Origin of the sequence: Petrotoga mobilis SJ95, from assembly GCF_000018605.1 — a bacterium.
Taxonomy (GTDB): Bacteria; Thermotogota; Thermotogae; order Petrotogales; family Petrotogaceae; genus Petrotoga; species Petrotoga mobilis.
On sequence record NC_010003.1, the window covers coordinates 267,939 to 285,011 of the forward strand.

At 34.1% G+C, this 17,073-nt stretch carries 18 protein-coding genes; 12 read left to right on the plus strand and 6 right to left on the minus strand.

All coding sequences use genetic code 11. The annotated features are described in order from the left end of the window. Positions 1-13: 13 nt before the first annotated feature. Positions 14-1,495, minus strand: coding sequence for a B12-binding domain-containing radical SAM protein (locus PMOB_RS01290; RefSeq protein WP_012208102.1), 1,482 nt, complete (start codon positions 1,493-1,495; stop codon positions 14-16). 183 nt (positions 1,496-1,678) lie between these two features. On the opposite strand from PMOB_RS01290, the gene PMOB_RS01295 reads away from it, so the two are divergent. Further along, positions 1,679-2,989 carry an alpha-amylase family glycosyl hydrolase gene (locus tag PMOB_RS01295; protein ID WP_012208103.1) on the plus strand — a complete coding sequence of 437 codons (1,311 nt, stop codon included), beginning with the start codon at positions 1,679-1,681 and terminating at the stop codon, positions 2,987-2,989. A 2-nt stretch (positions 2,990-2,991) separates the two neighbouring features. Here the strand turns inward: PMOB_RS01295 and PMOB_RS01300 are convergent, their stop codons facing one another. From PMOB_RS01300 to PMOB_RS01315, 4 genes are all read right to left on the minus strand, one after another. Further along, the gene (locus PMOB_RS01300) at positions 2,992-3,696 is read right to left on the minus strand and encodes a YjjG family noncanonical pyrimidine nucleotidase (protein ID WP_012208104.1); all 705 of its coding nucleotides are present in this window, start codon (positions 3,694-3,696) and stop codon (positions 2,992-2,994) included. Positions 3,697-4,024: 328 nt separating this feature from the next. Continuing rightward, the gene (gene aroH / locus PMOB_RS01305) at positions 4,025-4,381 is read right to left on the minus strand and encodes a chorismate mutase (RefSeq protein WP_012208105.1); all 357 of its coding nucleotides are present in this window, start codon (positions 4,379-4,381) and stop codon (positions 4,025-4,027) included. Positions 4,382-4,419: 38 nt separating this feature from the next. Next, on the minus strand, positions 4,420-6,522 hold the full coding sequence (infB, locus tag PMOB_RS01310; protein ID WP_012208106.1) for a translation initiation factor IF-2: 2,103 nt from the start codon (positions 6,520-6,522) through the stop codon (positions 4,420-4,422). 16 nt (positions 6,523-6,538) lie between these two features. Continuing rightward, a complete protein-coding gene (locus tag PMOB_RS01315; RefSeq protein WP_012208107.1) occupies positions 6,539-6,865 on the minus strand; it encodes a L7Ae/L30e/S12e/Gadd45 family ribosomal protein in 327 nt (108 codons plus the stop codon). A 203-nt stretch (positions 6,866-7,068) separates the two neighbouring features. Between PMOB_RS01315 and PMOB_RS01320 the strand changes: the two genes are divergently transcribed. The 6 genes from PMOB_RS01320 to PMOB_RS01345 all read left to right on the plus strand — a co-directional run bounded on the left by PMOB_RS01320 (position 7,069) and on the right by PMOB_RS01345 (position 11,133). Further along, positions 7,069-8,217: a pyridoxal-phosphate-dependent aminotransferase family protein gene (locus PMOB_RS01320; protein WP_012208108.1), complete on the plus strand. Its 1,149-nt coding sequence runs from the start codon at positions 7,069-7,071 to the stop codon at positions 8,215-8,217. A 6-nt stretch (positions 8,218-8,223) separates the two neighbouring features. Beyond that, on the plus strand, positions 8,224-9,156 hold the full coding sequence (locus PMOB_RS01325; RefSeq protein WP_012208109.1) for a D-2-hydroxyacid dehydrogenase: 933 nt from the start codon (positions 8,224-8,226) through the stop codon (positions 9,154-9,156). 130 nt (positions 9,157-9,286) lie between these two features. Beyond that, positions 9,287-9,469 carry a ferredoxin gene (locus PMOB_RS01330; protein ID WP_012208110.1) on the plus strand — a complete coding sequence of 61 codons (183 nt, stop codon included), beginning with the start codon at positions 9,287-9,289 and terminating at the stop codon, positions 9,467-9,469. A gap of 150 nt (positions 9,470-9,619) precedes the next feature. Then, positions 9,620-10,441 carry a septum site-determining protein MinD gene (gene minD, locus PMOB_RS01335; RefSeq protein ID WP_012208111.1) on the plus strand — a complete coding sequence of 274 codons (822 nt, stop codon included), beginning with the start codon at positions 9,620-9,622 and terminating at the stop codon, positions 10,439-10,441. Positions 10,442-10,447: 6 nt separating this feature from the next. After that, complete coding sequence (locus PMOB_RS01340; RefSeq protein ID WP_012208112.1) at positions 10,448-10,714, plus strand: hypothetical protein; 267 nt, start codon at positions 10,448-10,450, stop codon at positions 10,712-10,714. 20 nt (positions 10,715-10,734) lie between these two features. Continuing rightward, the gene (locus tag PMOB_RS01345) at positions 10,735-11,133 is read left to right on the plus strand and encodes a secondary thiamine-phosphate synthase enzyme YjbQ (RefSeq protein WP_012208113.1); all 399 of its coding nucleotides are present in this window, start codon (positions 10,735-10,737) and stop codon (positions 11,131-11,133) included. A gap of 321 nt (positions 11,134-11,454) precedes the next feature. Here PMOB_RS01345 and PMOB_RS01350 read toward each other — a convergent pair whose 3' ends face one another. After that, positions 11,455-12,603 (minus strand): RNA-guided endonuclease TnpB family protein, encoded by a 1,149-nt coding sequence (locus PMOB_RS01350; protein WP_012208114.1) that lies wholly within the window; start codon positions 12,601-12,603, stop codon positions 11,455-11,457. Positions 12,604-12,694: 91 nt separating this feature from the next. Here PMOB_RS01350 and PMOB_RS01355 point away from each other — a divergent pair, with 91 nt between their 5' ends. The 5 genes from PMOB_RS01355 (at position 12,695) to PMOB_RS01370 (ending at position 17,053) form a co-directional block, all read left to right on the plus strand. Further along, entirely contained in the window at positions 12,695-13,255 is a 561-nt protein-coding gene (locus PMOB_RS01355; RefSeq protein ID WP_012208115.1) for an ABC transporter ATP-binding protein, read from the plus strand. 4 nt (positions 13,256-13,259) lie between these two features. Beyond that, positions 13,260-13,406, plus strand: coding sequence for a hypothetical protein (locus PMOB_RS10500; RefSeq protein WP_155811035.1), 147 nt, complete (start codon positions 13,260-13,262; stop codon positions 13,404-13,406). Between the two features lie 451 nt (positions 13,407-13,857). Next, entirely contained in the window at positions 13,858-14,988 is a 1,131-nt protein-coding gene (locus PMOB_RS01360; protein WP_012208116.1) for an ABC transporter substrate-binding protein, read from the plus strand. A 74-nt stretch (positions 14,989-15,062) separates the two neighbouring features. Continuing rightward, positions 15,063-15,977 (plus strand): branched-chain amino acid ABC transporter permease, encoded by a 915-nt coding sequence (locus PMOB_RS01365; RefSeq protein ID WP_012208117.1) that lies wholly within the window; start codon positions 15,063-15,065, stop codon positions 15,975-15,977. A 2-nt stretch (positions 15,978-15,979) separates the two neighbouring features. Continuing rightward, on the plus strand, positions 15,980-17,053 hold the full coding sequence (locus PMOB_RS01370; protein WP_012208118.1) for a branched-chain amino acid ABC transporter permease: 1,074 nt from the start codon (positions 15,980-15,982) through the stop codon (positions 17,051-17,053). The last annotated feature ends 20 nt before the right edge of the window (positions 17,054-17,073 follow it).

Here is a 17,073-nt window from a genome sequence, read left to right on the forward strand (position 1 = left end):
ACCTTTTCTCACCTTATAAATTTTCTGCAATTTTCCTGAAATGGTAACCGTAAATTGAAAGAGAAATCATCTTTGGAAAAGCTTTAGGTTTCTTAAACAAACTCCAAAAAAACATTTTCCAATATTGTTTTCTTTCTTTACCAACAATCCCTAAAATAATAATGGATTTAATAAAAGCACTAATTTCTTGAAACCCTATCTTAGCCTTGGAGAATCCAGGTACTTTATAATTAACCAAAAATTTTTTCAAACGATAATAATAGTTTTTGGGCTGATAAAGCTTAGCAACAAGATTTTTGTAATTCTTGACTAGGATTTCCAAGTTCATCTTTGGAATTATATTCGTATTGATATCCACATTGTTTCCACTTATTTCTCCCCGTAATCTATTTTCCTTGAGTAATCTTGAGTATAATTCACTTCCCCTTGGTGCATTTAAAATACCAACCATGGCGGTAACTATGCCGTTTTTCTGAATAAACTCGAATTGCTTATCGAAAATTGTGGGCTTATCACTGTCAAAACCGACAATAAATCCTCCCTGAATTTCAAAACCAAAACTTTGAATTTTTTTGATAGACTCTTCAAGATTTTGCTTAATATTTTGATACTTATTAGCTTCTCTTAGACTATCCGGATCAGGGGTTTCTAAGCCAATAAAAACTCTGTCAAAACCCGCTTTGAACATCAAGTCCATGAGTTGATCATCATTGGAGAAATCTATAGAAACTTCAGTATAGAAAGAAAACGGGTAACCATGAGCTTTTTGCCACTGTATTATTGCGGGTAACACATCTTTTTTTAATTTTGATTTATTTGAGATAAAATTATCGTCTACAAAGAAAACAGAACGCCTCCACCATGCATCGTACAAAGATTGAAGTTCTTGAATCAACTGTTTACTTGTCTTAGTTCTGGGTTTTCTACCATTCAAGGCGGCAATATCGCAAAATTCACAATTATAAGGGCAACCTCTAGAATACTGGATGCTCATGGACCCATACCATTTGAGATTTAACAGATCCCACCTGGGAACGGGTGTAGCTTCGATATTACAAAAATTAGGTTTTGCATAATATCTTTTCAATTTATTATTTTTAATATCTTCAACTAGCTCATCCATAAGTTCTTCTGCTTCTCCGAGGACAAAATGATCAACAGTATTTTGAAATGTGTCAGGTTCCATTGTAAAAAGAGGACCGCCAGCGACTATAGGTTTACCAAATTCATTACATTGTTTGATCACATTTATTGCAGACTCTCTTTGAACAGCCATGGCACTTATAAAAACATAATCTGAATTCAGTATATCCTCTTTTTTTAACTTTTCACAATTCATATCCACCAATCTAACATTCCATTCTTTTGGTAGATAAGAAGCTATTGTAATCAAACCCAAAGGCGGCAATGCAGCGCGTTTGGAAATAAATTTCAGTGCGTGTTTGAAACTCCAAAATGTTTCAGGATAAGCGGGATAAACCAAAAGTATGTTCATAGTTACCCCTCCTTCTAGGTGCTTTATTGCAACGGGGCTAACGATCCATTTATAATTTAATTATACCACATTTTTTAATTTTAAATTTTAAAAGTAAAAAAAGTGAATATCTTTAGGAAACGTTTTCATTTCTTTAAAAAAAGAGTGGTAAAATAACGAGAAGTAATCTATGGGAGGTATTTTATGTTTTTAGGATACCACATTCTAATAAAATTTTATAAAAATGGAGAATTAACAAATGATTTTCCAAAGGAGAGTTATCGCTATTACGAAAAAAATGCAATAGATGGAGATCTTCAAGGTGTCATTAAAGAATTAGACTATTTAAAAGAGCTTGGGATAGATTTGATATATCTTGGGCCTATTTTTAAAAGTAAAACCACACACGGATACGATATTACCAATTATTTTTCTATCTCAGAAAACATAAGTTCTAATTCCAAAGAAGAAGCTAAAGCTATCTTTACAAAGCTTATTGAAGATGCTCATAAAAGAGGAATAAAAGTTATTATCGATCTAGTACTTAACCATGCCTCAAAGGAGTTTGATTTTAATTCCATCCCTAAAGATTTGAACGTTAAAACCGAATCTCCCCGTTCACCTCAAGAAGAAAGATGGCAAAGATCCTTTTTGTTCTGGAATCTAGATGACGAAGATACAAGAGAATTTTTAATAAGAGTTGGAGAGTATTGGCTAAAAAACTTTGAATTAGACGGATTTAGATTGGATCATGCCTTAGGCTTGCCATTAAACTTTTTAGAGGAATTTTCTATAAGGATGAAAAAAATAAAAAAAGATGCGATAATTTTAGGTGAAGTATGGGAAGATGAAGGAGATAAGTTAAAAAATTTTAATCTTCTTAAAAAGTTCAAGGGAGATGATGCTCAACGTTTTACCAGTATGTTTGATTTTTCTACATACGATACTATTAAAGAGGTTTTGGGAAAGAAAAATGGATCGTTAATCGAGCTATACGATCAAATAGTATTATCAAACAAATTAAACGAAAGAGAATTCCAGTTAACTTATTTTATAGAAAATCATGATCTTCCAAGGTTCATAGATATATGCCAAGAAATAGAGATATTTTACATTGCGGTTGGTTTATTAATGGCTCTTACAGGTAATGTGATGCTGGAATATGGCAATGAGATAGCTTTAAAAGGAGACCAAACAATTAATAATTTTCACGAAAGTGGAAGAGTTGCGATGAAATTCAAAGAAGATTGGTCAAATTTAGAAAAAGAAACCTTCAATTACTGTAAAAATCTCATTAACTTAAGGAAAGTTCACACGTCTCTTTCATCAGGGAACTATGAATTTGTTAATTCAGAAGAAAATTTACTGATTTTTAACAAGAAAGAGGGATATGATGAGATAAAGGTAGTCATTTATATCGGAGAACAAGAGTATCATTTGGATAAAGAATATTTAGATCTAATTAGAAATACAAAAGTTTTGAAATTAAAAAAAGGCATTTATTATCTTCAATAAATTTAAAATATATTTTTCAGCTCTATGAGCTTGGATATACTGAGAACATCAGTCTCTTGGGTTTCAAGAGAATCTTCATGATTTTTAAACCAAATGGCGCCTATCCCACATCTTATTGCTGGTAAGATGTCATTTTCAAAATCATCACCAATGTAGACGATTTCATCTTTAGATTTTTTAGACATTAAAATTGCATAATTAAAAATCTTTTCATCAGGTTTAGGGAAACCAACATCTTCAGAACTAACTAAAATACTAAAATAATCAAATATTCCGGAACTTTTCATTTTGACAATTTGAGTTTTTCTAAAGCCGTTTGTCAAAATTCCTAATTCATACTTATCTTTCAAATATTCCAAAGTTTCCACTGCACCATCAACGAGAAGTTTTTGCTTCGATAAGATTTCTAGGTAAGTACTATTCATCTCTTCTATCAAATCTTCTCTATGCTTTATTTTTAAGGCATTTAAGGTTATTTCAAATCGAAGAAGCTTTAACTCTACTTGACCGATTTCTTTTTTTCTATACATTTCCCACAATCGTTTATTTATTTTTTTGTACGATTCCACAAACCTATTTAAGGATATCTCACGAAAAATGTGATTGTACTTTTGATAAACCATCTTCAATGCTTCCTGCGAATTACTTTCAAAATCCCAAAGTGTATGGTCTAAATCAAAGTAGATCATTTTTATTTGGCCTTTCAAATATTTCACCTCTCTCGTTCAACCAAAAAAATTATCGAAAAAGCCTCTTTTTAATTATAGCATTAAACTCAATCCATTCAAAACAAATAAACAAATCTTTATTTAGTTTTTTTCGTGAATGATTTAATTAAGAGGGGTGGATGTTGAATATTCAACTAAACTAACGGCAAGAAAGATTTTTGGATAAAACTGATATACGAGTCTCTAATATAATAATAGAAGCTGAATTCGTTAATACCTGAGTTCAGACTAGATTTACTTACAAGTTGTCAAATCAAAAAGCATGATTTTAGATTTAATAAACTCTCAAACTGAAATATGAAAAGAATCATTCTTTTTTGGTTCTTAAATTCTTTGCCTCATGTAGGTAAACAAAATTTTGGGTGCTGCTTTCACAAATAATCAGCACCCTTATTATTTTTTTTCGAGAATCATTAAAGGAAGCTTCTTCTAAACTCATAAAAGGGACGTTATTAAGATCTAATTTCTCACGTAGAATTGTAGCAGGATTGAGACTTTTGATGTCAGGGGTTACAGAGAATATCACTGATATTATACGTGATATATCGTTTTTATTCATTATTTCATTCCATAACTCTATAACATTTTCAGTTAATTCTATTGGATGATCTTCGTTTAAGGAAGTCGCTCCTCTTATTCCCACTATTTTATATTCAGAATCCATATTATCATATCCCCATTTATTATCACCAAAACACTTAATTATTTAGTTTTTTGTTCCAAACCTAATTCTCGCTTAACGAATACATGCTTATAAAACTCTAATTCATCACCTTTAGTGAAATCTTCGAAATTTTCAAATTGAATTCCACATTCTTTAGGTGCTTCAATAGATTTAACTTCATCTTTATAATGTTTCAAACTCTTAATTTTTACATCGGCAATCAAACCGCCATTCCTGTAAATTCTAACTCCGCCATCTCTTTGAACGTACCCTTCATTTACTTGAACACCAGCAATTTTCCCTACACCTTTTATCTTGAACTCTTCCTTAATTACACCATTTCCCGTGAGTTCTTCCTTTTGAATGGGTTCTAACATACCTTCTAAAGCTTTTTTGATATCATCAATCAAATCAAATATAATATTGTACCTTCTGACTTCTATTCCCTCAGCTTCTGCCATCTTTAATGCCTTTGAATCAGCTTTTACTCTAAAACCCAGAACAATCGCATCTGAAGCGGAAGCTAACATTATATCACTTGTGCTTACCGGTCCTATCCCCGCATGTATAATTTCAATATCTATTTCCGGATTTTCGAATTTCTGTATAGCGTTTCTTAAAGCCTCTATTTCTCCATAAGTACTGGCTTTTAATAAAATATTTAATTTCTTTTTTTCTTCCTCTTCCATTTTTTGCATAATATCTTCAAGCTTCACGTGTCTTTTAGCTGGACCTTTACTTTTTTCTTCTTCTTTTTCTTTTACTTTTTCTGCTAGCGTTCTGGCTTCTTCTTTTGAATCAATAACGTATAAAATAGAATGTGTGTTTGGAACATCATTAAACCCCAAAACTTGGACAGGAGTGGAAGGAACGGCTTTTATTAAACTTTCTCCTTTGTCATTTATCAATCTTCTGACTCTGCCATAAGTAGAACCTGAGATAAAATCATCCCCAACTTTCAATATTCCATCTTTAACTATAACCGTTCCCAAAGGACCCATAGCTTTGTCAACTCGACTTTCTATGATTACTGCTCTAGCTTTTCCATCGGGGATGCACCTTATCTCCTGCATTTCAGATACTAAGAGAATCATTTCCAACAATTCATCGATTCCTTCGCCTGTTTTTGCAGAAACAAGAACTGTTATTGTATCTCCTCCCCAATCTTCTGGAATAAGATTGAGTTTAGATACCATCTGTTGTTTTGTTAATTCAACATTGGCGTTAGGTTTATCAATTTTATTTATAGCCACTATTATAGGAACGTTGGCACTTTTTGCATGATTATAAGCTTCTATTGTTTGAGGCATTACACCATCATCTGCCGCAATGATAAGAACAACTATATCAGTTACTTGAGCTCCTCTGGCTCTCATTTCTGTAAATGCTTCGTGGCCAGGGGTATCAATAAAAGTAATCTTTTGGCCGTTGTACTCTATCTGGTAAGCACCTATAGATTGAGTAATACCGCCTTCTTCTTTATCAGCGACGTGGGTATTTCTAATTTTGTCTAACAAGGTTGTTTTCCCATGATCAACGTGTCCCATAATAGTGACAACCGGAGGGCGTGGAGCCAATTTGTCTTTCTCTTTTTCATAAATATCGTTCCATTTTTTAGCAAGGATAGCTTCTATATCTTGTTCTTTTCCTTCTTCTGTTTCCTTTTTTTCAATTTCGAAATTCAATATAACGTTATAATTCATAGCAATATTTTCTGCCATGGTTATATCTAGTTTCTGACCTGGCCTTAATACAACGCCTTTCATAAACATGTCTTTTATAATATCATTTTGTTCCAATCCAATTTGTTTTGCTAAAATATCAAGGCTTAAATCGTGGGAAGTTATAGTAACCTCTCTTAAAAACTTTTCTTCAACAGGTTCTTCTTTTGATTTTTCCTTGACTTTCACTTGTTCTGAAGATTTGCCTTTCTCTTTCGAAGGTTCTTTTTGCTTTTTTACTTCCTTTTTAGTTTGCCTTTCTTCCTCAATAAGATCCATGATAACTTGCACAGTTTCTTCTTCTATAGTGCTCATATGACTTTTGACAGAAATATTTAATTCCTTTTCTAAAAATTCCATTAATTCTTTAGAGTTCATTCCCAACTCCTTTGCAACTTCATATATTCGGGTCTTCGACACCTATAAACCACCTCCACTATTGGTACAATTTCAATATTCCTTCAATGATACTTTCATCTGTAATTCCTATGACACTTATATTTTGTTTACCAAGAGCCTTAGCTATTGTTGACTTTGAGCAATATAATTCTATATAAGGTACATCGAAAACTTGACAATGTTTTATTACGTCTAGTTTCACTCTTGAACCAACATCTTTTGGAATAAGTATTAATTTCTTTTTTTGAAATGAGCGTATATAATTCCTCAATCCTTGCTTGCCATAAACAATCTTCTTTGCTTTAGAGGCAAAACCCATATAACTCAAAATCTTTTGTTCATTTAAGGAATTCCCATTCCCCATGCTTTATTCAAAATCCCCTTTTTCGTGATTCCTTGATTTCTTTTTTATTATAACATTTTATTGCTGTCATTCAAAATATTTTTTCATTACATTTTAAGAAAATCCAAAATAAAAAGGATAAAAAATATCCGTATTTGTACTTTAAAAAGTATGGTAAAATAAAAATAAGAAAACTTTCACAATTTTTTAGAGGAGGGATTCAAGTGGCAAAGTTAGTAAGAAAGAATTATCTCATGGCTCCAGGACCAACCCCAGTTCCAATTGATCTTTTATTGGAAGGTGCAAAGGATACCATCCATCATAGAACCCCACAATATTTGGAAATTCAAAGCACAGCCCTAGAAAATCTTAAATATCTCTTTCAAACAAAGAATAATGTATACACCTTAGCTGCTTCTGGAACAGGAGTAATGGAAGCTGCAGTTGCCAACCTTATTTCACCAGGTGATACGGCTATTGCTGTAAATGGAGGTAAATTTGGGGAAAGATGGTGCGAATTGTGTAAAGCTTACGATGCAAATTTAGTTGAAATCGATATCGAATGGGGAAAATATGTTCGAGTAGAACAAATCAAAAAAGCACTAGAAGAGCATCCAGAAACAAAAGCTGTTTTCACCACCATAAGCGAAACCTCTACAGGTGTTGTACATCCTATCAAAGAAATAGCTGAGATTGTAAAAGAAACTGATGCGGTTTTAGTTGTTGATGCTATTTCTGGAATGCTGGCTGAACCTTTAAAAATGGATGATTGGAACATTGATGTAGTAGTAACTGGAGTTCAAAAGGGATTTATGATGCCTCCAGGAGTAGCGATGATAGCGTTAAGTGACAAAGCAATGAAAGTTGTTGAAAATTCTAACAACCGTAGATATTACTTTGATTTAAGAGCATATAAAAAAAGTTTCCCAGATTCTCCATATACTCCTCCTGTTAACCTTGTTTATCAGTTAGCAAAGGCAACCGAGTCGCTAAAAGAGGAAACAATTGAAAACGTTTGGGAAAGGCACAGAATCCTAGCAGAAGCAACAAGGGCTGCTATTAAAGCTATGAACTTAGAACTTTTCGCAGAAAGACCTGGAAATGTATTAACAGCAATAAAGGTACCTCATAATGTTAATGGTGAAGGTATAGTTAAATTTTTGAGAGATGAATGGGGTGTTACCTTTGCAGGCGGACAATCGCAATTAAAAGGAAAAATAATAAGAATTGCCCACCTTGGTTACATGTCAAAATTTGATGTCATCATTGCTGTAAGTGCTTTAGAAATGGCTTTTAACAAATTCGGCTTCGAAGTTGAACTTGGCAAAGGGGTAAAAGCTGCCGAAGAAGTTTTCATGAAAGAGGGGGTTTAAATTACTATGAAAATTCATATAAATGACCCTTTGGATGAAAATGCCTTAAAAAAATTACAAAACGAATTACCTGATCTTGAAATTACTTCGGAACACCTCGAAAAAGATGTCCTCAAAGATAAAATTAAAGAAATTGACGTATTAATTGTAAGAAGTGCAACTAAGGTAACAAAAGAAATATTAGAACACGCAGATAAATTAAAGATTGTAGCAAGAGCGGGCATGGGATTAGATAATATAGATGTCGATACTGCTAAATTGAAAGGAATAACCGTCTTAAATACGCCGGGCCAGAATTCTTTATCCGTTGCAGAATTGGTTATAGGAATGGTTTTAGATATTTATCGGCACATTACAAGAGGGACGATCGGTTTAAAAAATGAACAATGGGAAAAAAAACAACTAGAAGGATTTGAGTTGTCACAAAAAACCTTTGGTATCATCGGCTTTGGTTATGTAGGAAAAAATTTGGCACAATTACTAAAAGGTTTTCAGACCAATACTCTGGTGTATGATGTTTTTGAAATAAGTGCAGAAGAGCAAAAGAATTATAACGTTAGACAGGTATCTTTGGAGGAGTTACTCCAAAATTCTGATATTATTTCTTTACATATTCCAAAAAACGAAAAAACTTATCACTTTATAAGTGAACCCCAAATCAAAATGATGAAAGATGGTGCTGTAATAATTAATGCTGCAAGGGGAGGCGTCCTCGACGAGAATTATGTGCTTAAATATTTGAAAAATGGCAAGCTCCTTGGAGTAGGATTGGATGTTTTCGAAGAAGAACCTCCAAAAGGTGATTTTTACAAGGAACTTTTTGCTTTACCAAATGTTGTCTTAACACCACATATAGGTGCTTCTACAAAAGAAGCGCAAGAACGAGTGGGAATAAATATAGTAGACAGAGTGGTAGAAGAAGTTAAGAAACTTAACTGACGAAATGAAGTTATATTTTCTTAAATCAATTTTTAAATTTAATTGAGTAGATTTATGGTATAATCAGATGGCTATAATTAGCATATGTAACAGATAGCAAAGATTTTAAAAACTATTTGGAGGTGTAGCTATGAAGATAGTTATTGACAAAGAAGCTTGTATAGGAGACGCTATATGTGAAAGTCTATGCCCAGACGTATTCCAAATGGCCGATGATGGAAAAGCCGAAGTTATTGATGAACAAAGTGACGCCCCATGCGTGCAAGATGCTATAGATGCTTGCCCAACTGAGGCTATAAGCATCGAAGAATAAGTAACAAAAATAGTTTTTAAATTAATCGGGGATTTTTCCCCGATTTTTTTATTTTTAATCAATTTGTAGTATAATCTGTTTAGCCCTTAGAATATCTTAACTTTTTTAATTTATAAAAAATGGGCAAAGTTTTCTAGTGGAGGGGTAGAGATGGAAAATGCAAAGGTGTTTGTTATTACCTCTGGAAAAGGGGGAGTTGGTAAAACTACCATCACAGCTAATTTAGGGGCCACCTTAGCAAAAAAAGGTTACAATGTTTGCCTTATAGATGCAGATATTGGATTGAAAAATCTGGATTTGATTTTGGGGTTGGAAAACAGAATAGTTTACACTATAATGGATGTTGTAAGTGGTAACAAAACTGTTATGGAAGCACTCGTAAAACACAAACAGTTAAAAAATCTCTCTCTACTGGCTTCTTCTCAGATTGCCAACAAAGATTTAATGTCCCCTCAAGATATGAGCGATATAGTTTCTAAACTCTCTAAACATTTTCATTACATTATTATAGATTCCCCAGCAGGAATAGAAAGAGGATTCCAAAACGCTGTTTCATCTGCACAACACGCTATCGTTGTTACTACACCAGACCTGACTGCCATAAGCGACGCAGATAGAGTCATAGGGTTGCTTGAAAATCAAGGTTATACCGACGATCGCATATCATTAATTGTGAATCGATTAAAATTGAGACTTGTTAAAAGAAACGAAATGCTTTCCGCTGATGATATTAAAGAAGCTCTAGCATTGAATTTAATCGGAATAATACCTGATAGTGAGGAAATTTTACTTTCTTCCAACGAAGGAACTCCAATATCGACAAACCAAGAAGCTAAACTTTATTCTGTTTTCAATAATATAAGCGATAGAATCTTAGGAAAAGATATACCTTTAGAAAAAGATTTGATAGATGTCGACCACGCCCCTCAAGGATTTATAGAATTCATCAAAAGAATATTCAGAAGAGGGTGAAAGTAAATGTGGCCTTTCAAAAGTAAAAAGACTAAAACTCGGGAAACCGCAATAAAAAGAATGAATTCTTTCTTAAGTACCTCAGACCGAAAAAATGGAGGAAAGAGCCAAATTAGATTTGAAAATGTCAAACAAGAAGATTTGGATTTCGTAATAAACTATATTAAAGATTATGCTGTTAAACATCTGTCAGTAAAAAAAGAAGATGTCAAAGTACATGTCTCCAAAGAAGGCAACTCTATCACTATTGTTGCTAATATATTTTACCAGTAATAAATAAGGAGTTGAGAATTATGATATATACCTACTCTTTAAAAACCCATAATAGAGAAGAAATGATCGACATAACCAGCTATATTCAACAGAGTGTCGAAAATTCAAAAATAGAAGAAGGCATTTTGATAGTATATGTCCCCCATACAACTGCCGCCGTAACAATCAACGAAAATGCAGATCCATCTGTAAGAAAAGACATCACAGATTTTCTAAGAAATAAAATCCCTAAAAGTACGGAATATTCTCATCTTGAAGGCAATGCTGACTCGCATATAAAATCAACGCTCGTTGGACCAACATTGTCTTTAATTATTGAAAATGGAAAGCTTTTATTGGGGACATGGCAAGGAATTTATTTCTGTGAGTTCGATGGTCCAAGAAACAGAAATTTTATAGTAAAAATCATCGAAGGTTAAAGTTTAAAGTTAATAATCTTTTATTACAACAAAAATTGACTGGAAATATTCCGGTCAATTTTTTTTAATTTACGTCATTTGCAAAGCAAATGAGGGTTTGAACGTTGTTTCAAAAGCATTACGAAAAAAGATTTTGCACAAATCGGCAAAATAGTTGCATTGTGAACTACTTATCTCTAAAGAGGTAAGCTTCCTAATTCAGCGACCGTTGCGAAACATCCTAGAATGAATCTAAGGGTGCTCGACTTACACAGTCTCCAAAGGCTTTACTTTCCCCAGTCCCTGGGGTAGAGTCAGTTTATACAGTGACTAGCTGTTTCCTTATCTGCCGTAAGGCAGTGTTGCAAATGCCTGTTTTAATCCAAACTGCCTAATGTTAACGGCAGCATTTATATCTCTATCATGTTTAGTTCCACATTCAGGACATACCCATTCTCTATCAGAAAGTTTTAAACCTGCGTTCTTATACCCACATACACTACAAGTTTTAGACGAAGGTTCGAACGTTCCTATCTCGATTACTTTCTTACCTAGTCTTTCTGCTTTGTATTTTAGGAACGTCTTGAATTTGTACCATCCTAAATCTGAGATACTTTTAGCTAAGTGATGATTCTTTAACATGCCTCTTATGTTGAGAGTTTCTACAACAAAGACATCAGCTTGGTTCTCACTGATTTCTTTTGTTAGTTTATGTAGAAAATCCTCTCGTGTATTTTTTATTTTCTCATGTATTCTAGCAACTTCTAATTTTGCTTTGTCCCAATTCTTTGACCTTTGTTCTTTGCTTGAAAACTTTTTATATGCATGTTTTAGTTTTCTTTCGTATTTAGACAAAACTTTAGGAGCTTGATACTTTGTTCCATCGGATAGTACCACACAATCTTTCAATCCCATATCCATACCGATTGAGTTCTCATAGTCTATATCTCTTTCAGGGTAAGAACCTTCTACTTGGAATGTTATAGAGACAAAGTACTTACCTGTTGGAGTTTTAATGAAAGTACAATTTTTTATCTTTGCATTTGGATCTATTTTCCGATGGACTCTTACTTTGATACCTTCTTTAAACTTTGGCACGAATAGAATTCCATATTTATCGTTATTCTCATTTTCATATAACTGTATATGTTGAGGAACTCTAAAAGATTGTCTACTTGATTTTTTCTTAAATTTGGGGTATTTACTTTGTTTCTTGAAGAAACGTTTGAATCCAGTTTCTAAGTTCTTTATGGACTGTTGTAATGATTGAGAGTTGACATCATTCAACCATCGATACTTCTCTGTCTTTTTAAGAACCGTAAGCACTTTAGCCCACATATAATAATTAGTATACGTTTTAGTATTCTTATATGCCTTGTTAGCAAACTCTAAGAATAGGTTGTAAACAAATCGAGTATGTCCAAAATGTTGGCTAAATTTCTCAATTTGTTCGTTAGTTGGATATATACGAAACTTGTATGTTTTAAGCATATTCAATCACCTTAATTCGATAATTGTATGATATAATACAATTGTATCACATATACATATAATTAACAACATTTTTTGATTCAAATTCGTTTTGTGTTTGAAGCTAGCTATCATCTCTCCAATAAATTGGAGAGTGTTCTCGTTGGATTTTCACAAAATAGTAGAAAAGGGGATAGCCCTAGTTCCTGAAGGTAGACGTATTTTCCCTAATCTCACTGTTTTAGAAAACCTCCGATTAGGTTCGTATTCTCGCAAAGACTCTGAAAAAATAAACGAAGATTTCGATTGGGTACTTACACTTTTCCCGCGATTAAAGGAAAGACTTAAGCAACTTGGGGGTACACTCTCTGGAGGGGAACAACAAATGTTGGCGGTTGCAAGGGGGTTAATGTCAAGGCCAAAGGTTCTAATGCTCGACGAACCATCTCTGGGACTAGCTCCAATTCTAGTCAAAGAGGTTTTAGGAACTATAGAAAAAATAAGCCAACAGGGAGTAACTATATTGCTTATAGAGCAAAATGCTGTTGGTGCGTTAAAAATCGCTAATTATGGTTACGTCTTAGAAACTGGAAAAATTGTTCTTGAAGGTCCGGCAGAAGATCTCTTAGAAAACGATGAAGTTAGGAAAACTTATCTAGGAGTAACGGCTTAAAACCTTGAAACTATTTCATACTTTTCAAGATTTCGAAGAAAGATATCAACAGTACAAGGATTTTCAAGATTTCCAAGATTTCCAAAGATACCAAAACTACCAAAGATTCAACCAGCAAAGATACCAAGATTGTCCTTATTACGACGACTAATTTAAACCAAATACTTTAAAAAGAGGCCTAAAGGCCTCTTTTTTAGTGCGTATAGATAAAATCTAAGTGGTAAAAGTTCTTCGTGAGTAGAGGTAGCGGCAATCAGTAGTTGAAAGCAAAGAGTGTTCATTGGTGGTGTAGGAGAACGGTAGATAAATCAATTATCTACCTTCTGCCCAGTTTTTACATGTCATTTACCTCACAAATGAGAATATGGAAAGTACTTCTAAAACATTATGAATAAAGCTTTTTGCACAAGACTGCAAAAAAAGTTGCATTATAATTTTATTTGTTGTATAATTAAGAAAATTACTATTTGATTTCTTTTCTGTTAGATTATTAATATATTCTTATGAAATTCTGTTCACATAAGATAAAGACTATGAAAATTTTTTCTACACTTTATTAAGCAAAATAACATCCACACATATTATATGAGGAGGGGAAAAACATGAGAAAAACCGTTGTTTTGGTGTTTTTGGTAGTTATTATGACTTTCACACTCTTTGGTCAAGAAGTCATCAAAATTGGTATGAACTTCGAACTAACAGGACCTGTTTCTGGGTATGGTCAAATGTCAAGAGACGGTGTAATGTTAGCCAACAAGTTGAAACCAACAGTTAACATCGGGGGTAAAGAAATCAAAGTGGAAGTTGTAGCTGTCGATAACAAATCTGACAAAGCAGAATCAGCTAACGCAATAAGAAGGTTGATAGATCACGAAAAGGTAGTTGCAGTTATTGGTCCTGCAACAAGTTCGGCAGCATTAGCTGCAGCTTCAATAGCGGAAGAAAGGCAAATACCAATGGTGGTCAACACCGCCACTAACCCTTTAGTTGCCCAAAACAAAAAGTATGTATTCAGGACCTGTTTTGAGGATACCTTGCAAGGTGCTCTACTTGCAACATTTGCCTGGGAAGAACTTGGAGCTCAAAACGTCGCCATAATGGTAGATGTAGCACAAGATTACGTTGTGGGACTTGCTAATTATTTTGAAAAAGCTTTTGAACAGTTTGGAGGAACGTATTTTACTGAATTTTATACTACTGGTGACCAAGATTTCACCGCTCAACTTACCGACGCCCTTTCAAAAAATCCAGATGCTATTTTTATGCCAGGGTACTACGCTGAAATAGCCTTAATTTCCAAGCAAGCTAGAGATTTAGGTTTCACAGGACCCATGTTTGCTGGAGATGGTGCCGACGCACCAGAATTAATACAAATTGGTGGAGAATACGTAGAAGGCCTTTCTTATACAACTTACTTTCATGAGGATGCAGAATTATCCCCTGCTACTAAACCTTTTGTAGAGGCCTATCAAGAGGAATACAACAGAAGAGCCGACGCATTTGGAGCTTTGGCCTATGATGCTTACATGGTAATAGTTAACGCTATTGAGTCTGCACAGTCCACAGATCCTGTAAAAATTAGAGACGCTTTAGCACAAACTAGAGACTTTCCGGGTGTCGCCGGTACAATTACGTATCCTCAAGGCTCTGGAAACCCTATAAAACCAGCGGTAATAAACATGGTTGAAAACGGACAATTTGTTTTCCGTACCGTTATAAAACCCAGGATGTAATATTTAACTATATTAAAGCCATCTCACAAAATGAGATGGCTATACTTTCTTGGATCCAGAAAGGGGGCTCATAATTGACTATCCAAATGTTCTTTCAACATCTAGCAAATGCCATCTCTCTTGGCAGCATATACGCACTTATTGCCATAGGTTATACTATGGTTTATGGGATACTCAATTTAATAAATTTTGCTCATGGTGACATTTTTACTTTTAGCATGTATTTTGCTTTTTATGCAGTTACTCTCTTTTTATTTCCATGGTGGGCAGCTTTTATTTTTGCGATTGTTTTAACGACTCTACTAGGTGCTACAATCGAACGAGTTGCTTACAGACCATTAAGAAAGGCTAATGCCCCCAAGATCTCAGCATTAATCACAGCTATTGGTGTATCGTTCTTCCTACAAAACTTCGCAATAGTTGTCTTTGGTGGAAGAGCAAAATCATTCAATCCCCAATTAGGAGTTTACCCAACACAATTTGCACAAGTACTAACTTTTGGAGATGTAAGGATACCTTTATTAACCTTCATTATTATAGGTGTTTCTATTCTTGCACTTTTTGTATTGGTTTGGATAGTTTATAGAACAAAAGCCGGCATGGCGATGAGGGCAGTTTCTAAAGATGTTACTGCAGCAAAATTAATGGGCATAAACACCGACAGAACTATTTCTCAAACATTTATGTTGGGGTCCGCCTTAGCAGCTGTGGGAGGTATTCTTTGGGCTATGAAATACCCTCAAATCTATCCTTATACCGGCATGATCCCCGGTTTAAAGGCATTTATAGCTGCAGTTGTCGGAGGAATTGGAAGTATTCCAGGAGCTATGCTTGGAGGTTTTATTTTAGGGGTTGCCGAAATAATGATAGTCGCATTCTTACCCGCTTTGGCAGGATATAGAGACGCTATTGCTTATATTATTTTGATAGTTATTCTTTTAGTAAAACCAAACGGGCTTCTCGGTGTGGAAATAGGGGAGAAGGTGTGAATATGGAAAAAACGCTATCTTTTAAGACTAAATTCTTTTTGACAATTCTTTTTATATTGGCAATCTTTCTATTACTGTTGACAGCTAATAACAAAGCTAGTGATTATTTAATTTTGATATTGAATTTAATGGCAATTAATATAATATTCGCCGTAAGTTTAACCTTTATTAACGGTATTACAGGTATCTTTTCGTTGGGGCATGTTGGATTCATCGCAATTGGGGCATATGTATCGTCCATTTTAACACTTTCTCCTGCTCAAAAAGAAATAAGTTTTCTGATAAAACCTTTAATATACCCCTTAAATGTTATCCAAATCCCTTTCCTACCAGCAATTATAATAGCTGGACTGGTAGCTGCTGCGTTTGGTTACTTAGTTGCTGCCCCATCTCTTCGACTAATTGGTGATTATTTAGCCATCGCAACCCTTGGTTTAGGTGAGGTGGTTAGAATCGTTGCAAATAATACCTGGTCTATCACAAATGGGGCTTTGGGTTTAAAAAGCATCCCACAATATTCTAACCTATGGTGGACTTGGGGATTTGCTTTAATTACCGTAGTCTTCATTTCCAGCTTAATAAAAAGTAGTTATGGAAGAGCTTTGAAGGCAATAAGAGAAGATCCAATTGCTGCTAAATCTATGGGAATTAATGTTTTTTCTCATCAAGTAGTCACTTTTGTAATTGGTTCTTTTTTTGCAGGAGTTGGTGGAGCATTATGGGCTCACTTAATCACTACTATAGATCCAAAATCTTTCATGTTTCAAAAAACCTTTGAAATATTGATAATGGTGGTCATCGGTGGACTTGGGAGTATTAGCGGAGCCATAATCGGAGCTTCACTTTATACAGTAGGATTAGAGTTCCTTAGAGTTCTAGAAGAACCCATATCGATTGGTCCTATCTACATACCAGGTATCCCGGGAATGAGAATGGTGGTTTTATCTCTCATTCTCATAATTACAATGCTATTTTGGAGAAGAGGCATAATGGGAAGAAATGAAATAACATGGGATGGCATCTATAAACTGATAATGAAAGTAAGAAATAAAAATAGATTGAGAGATGATGAATGAATTAGAAAATTTTCAAGGAG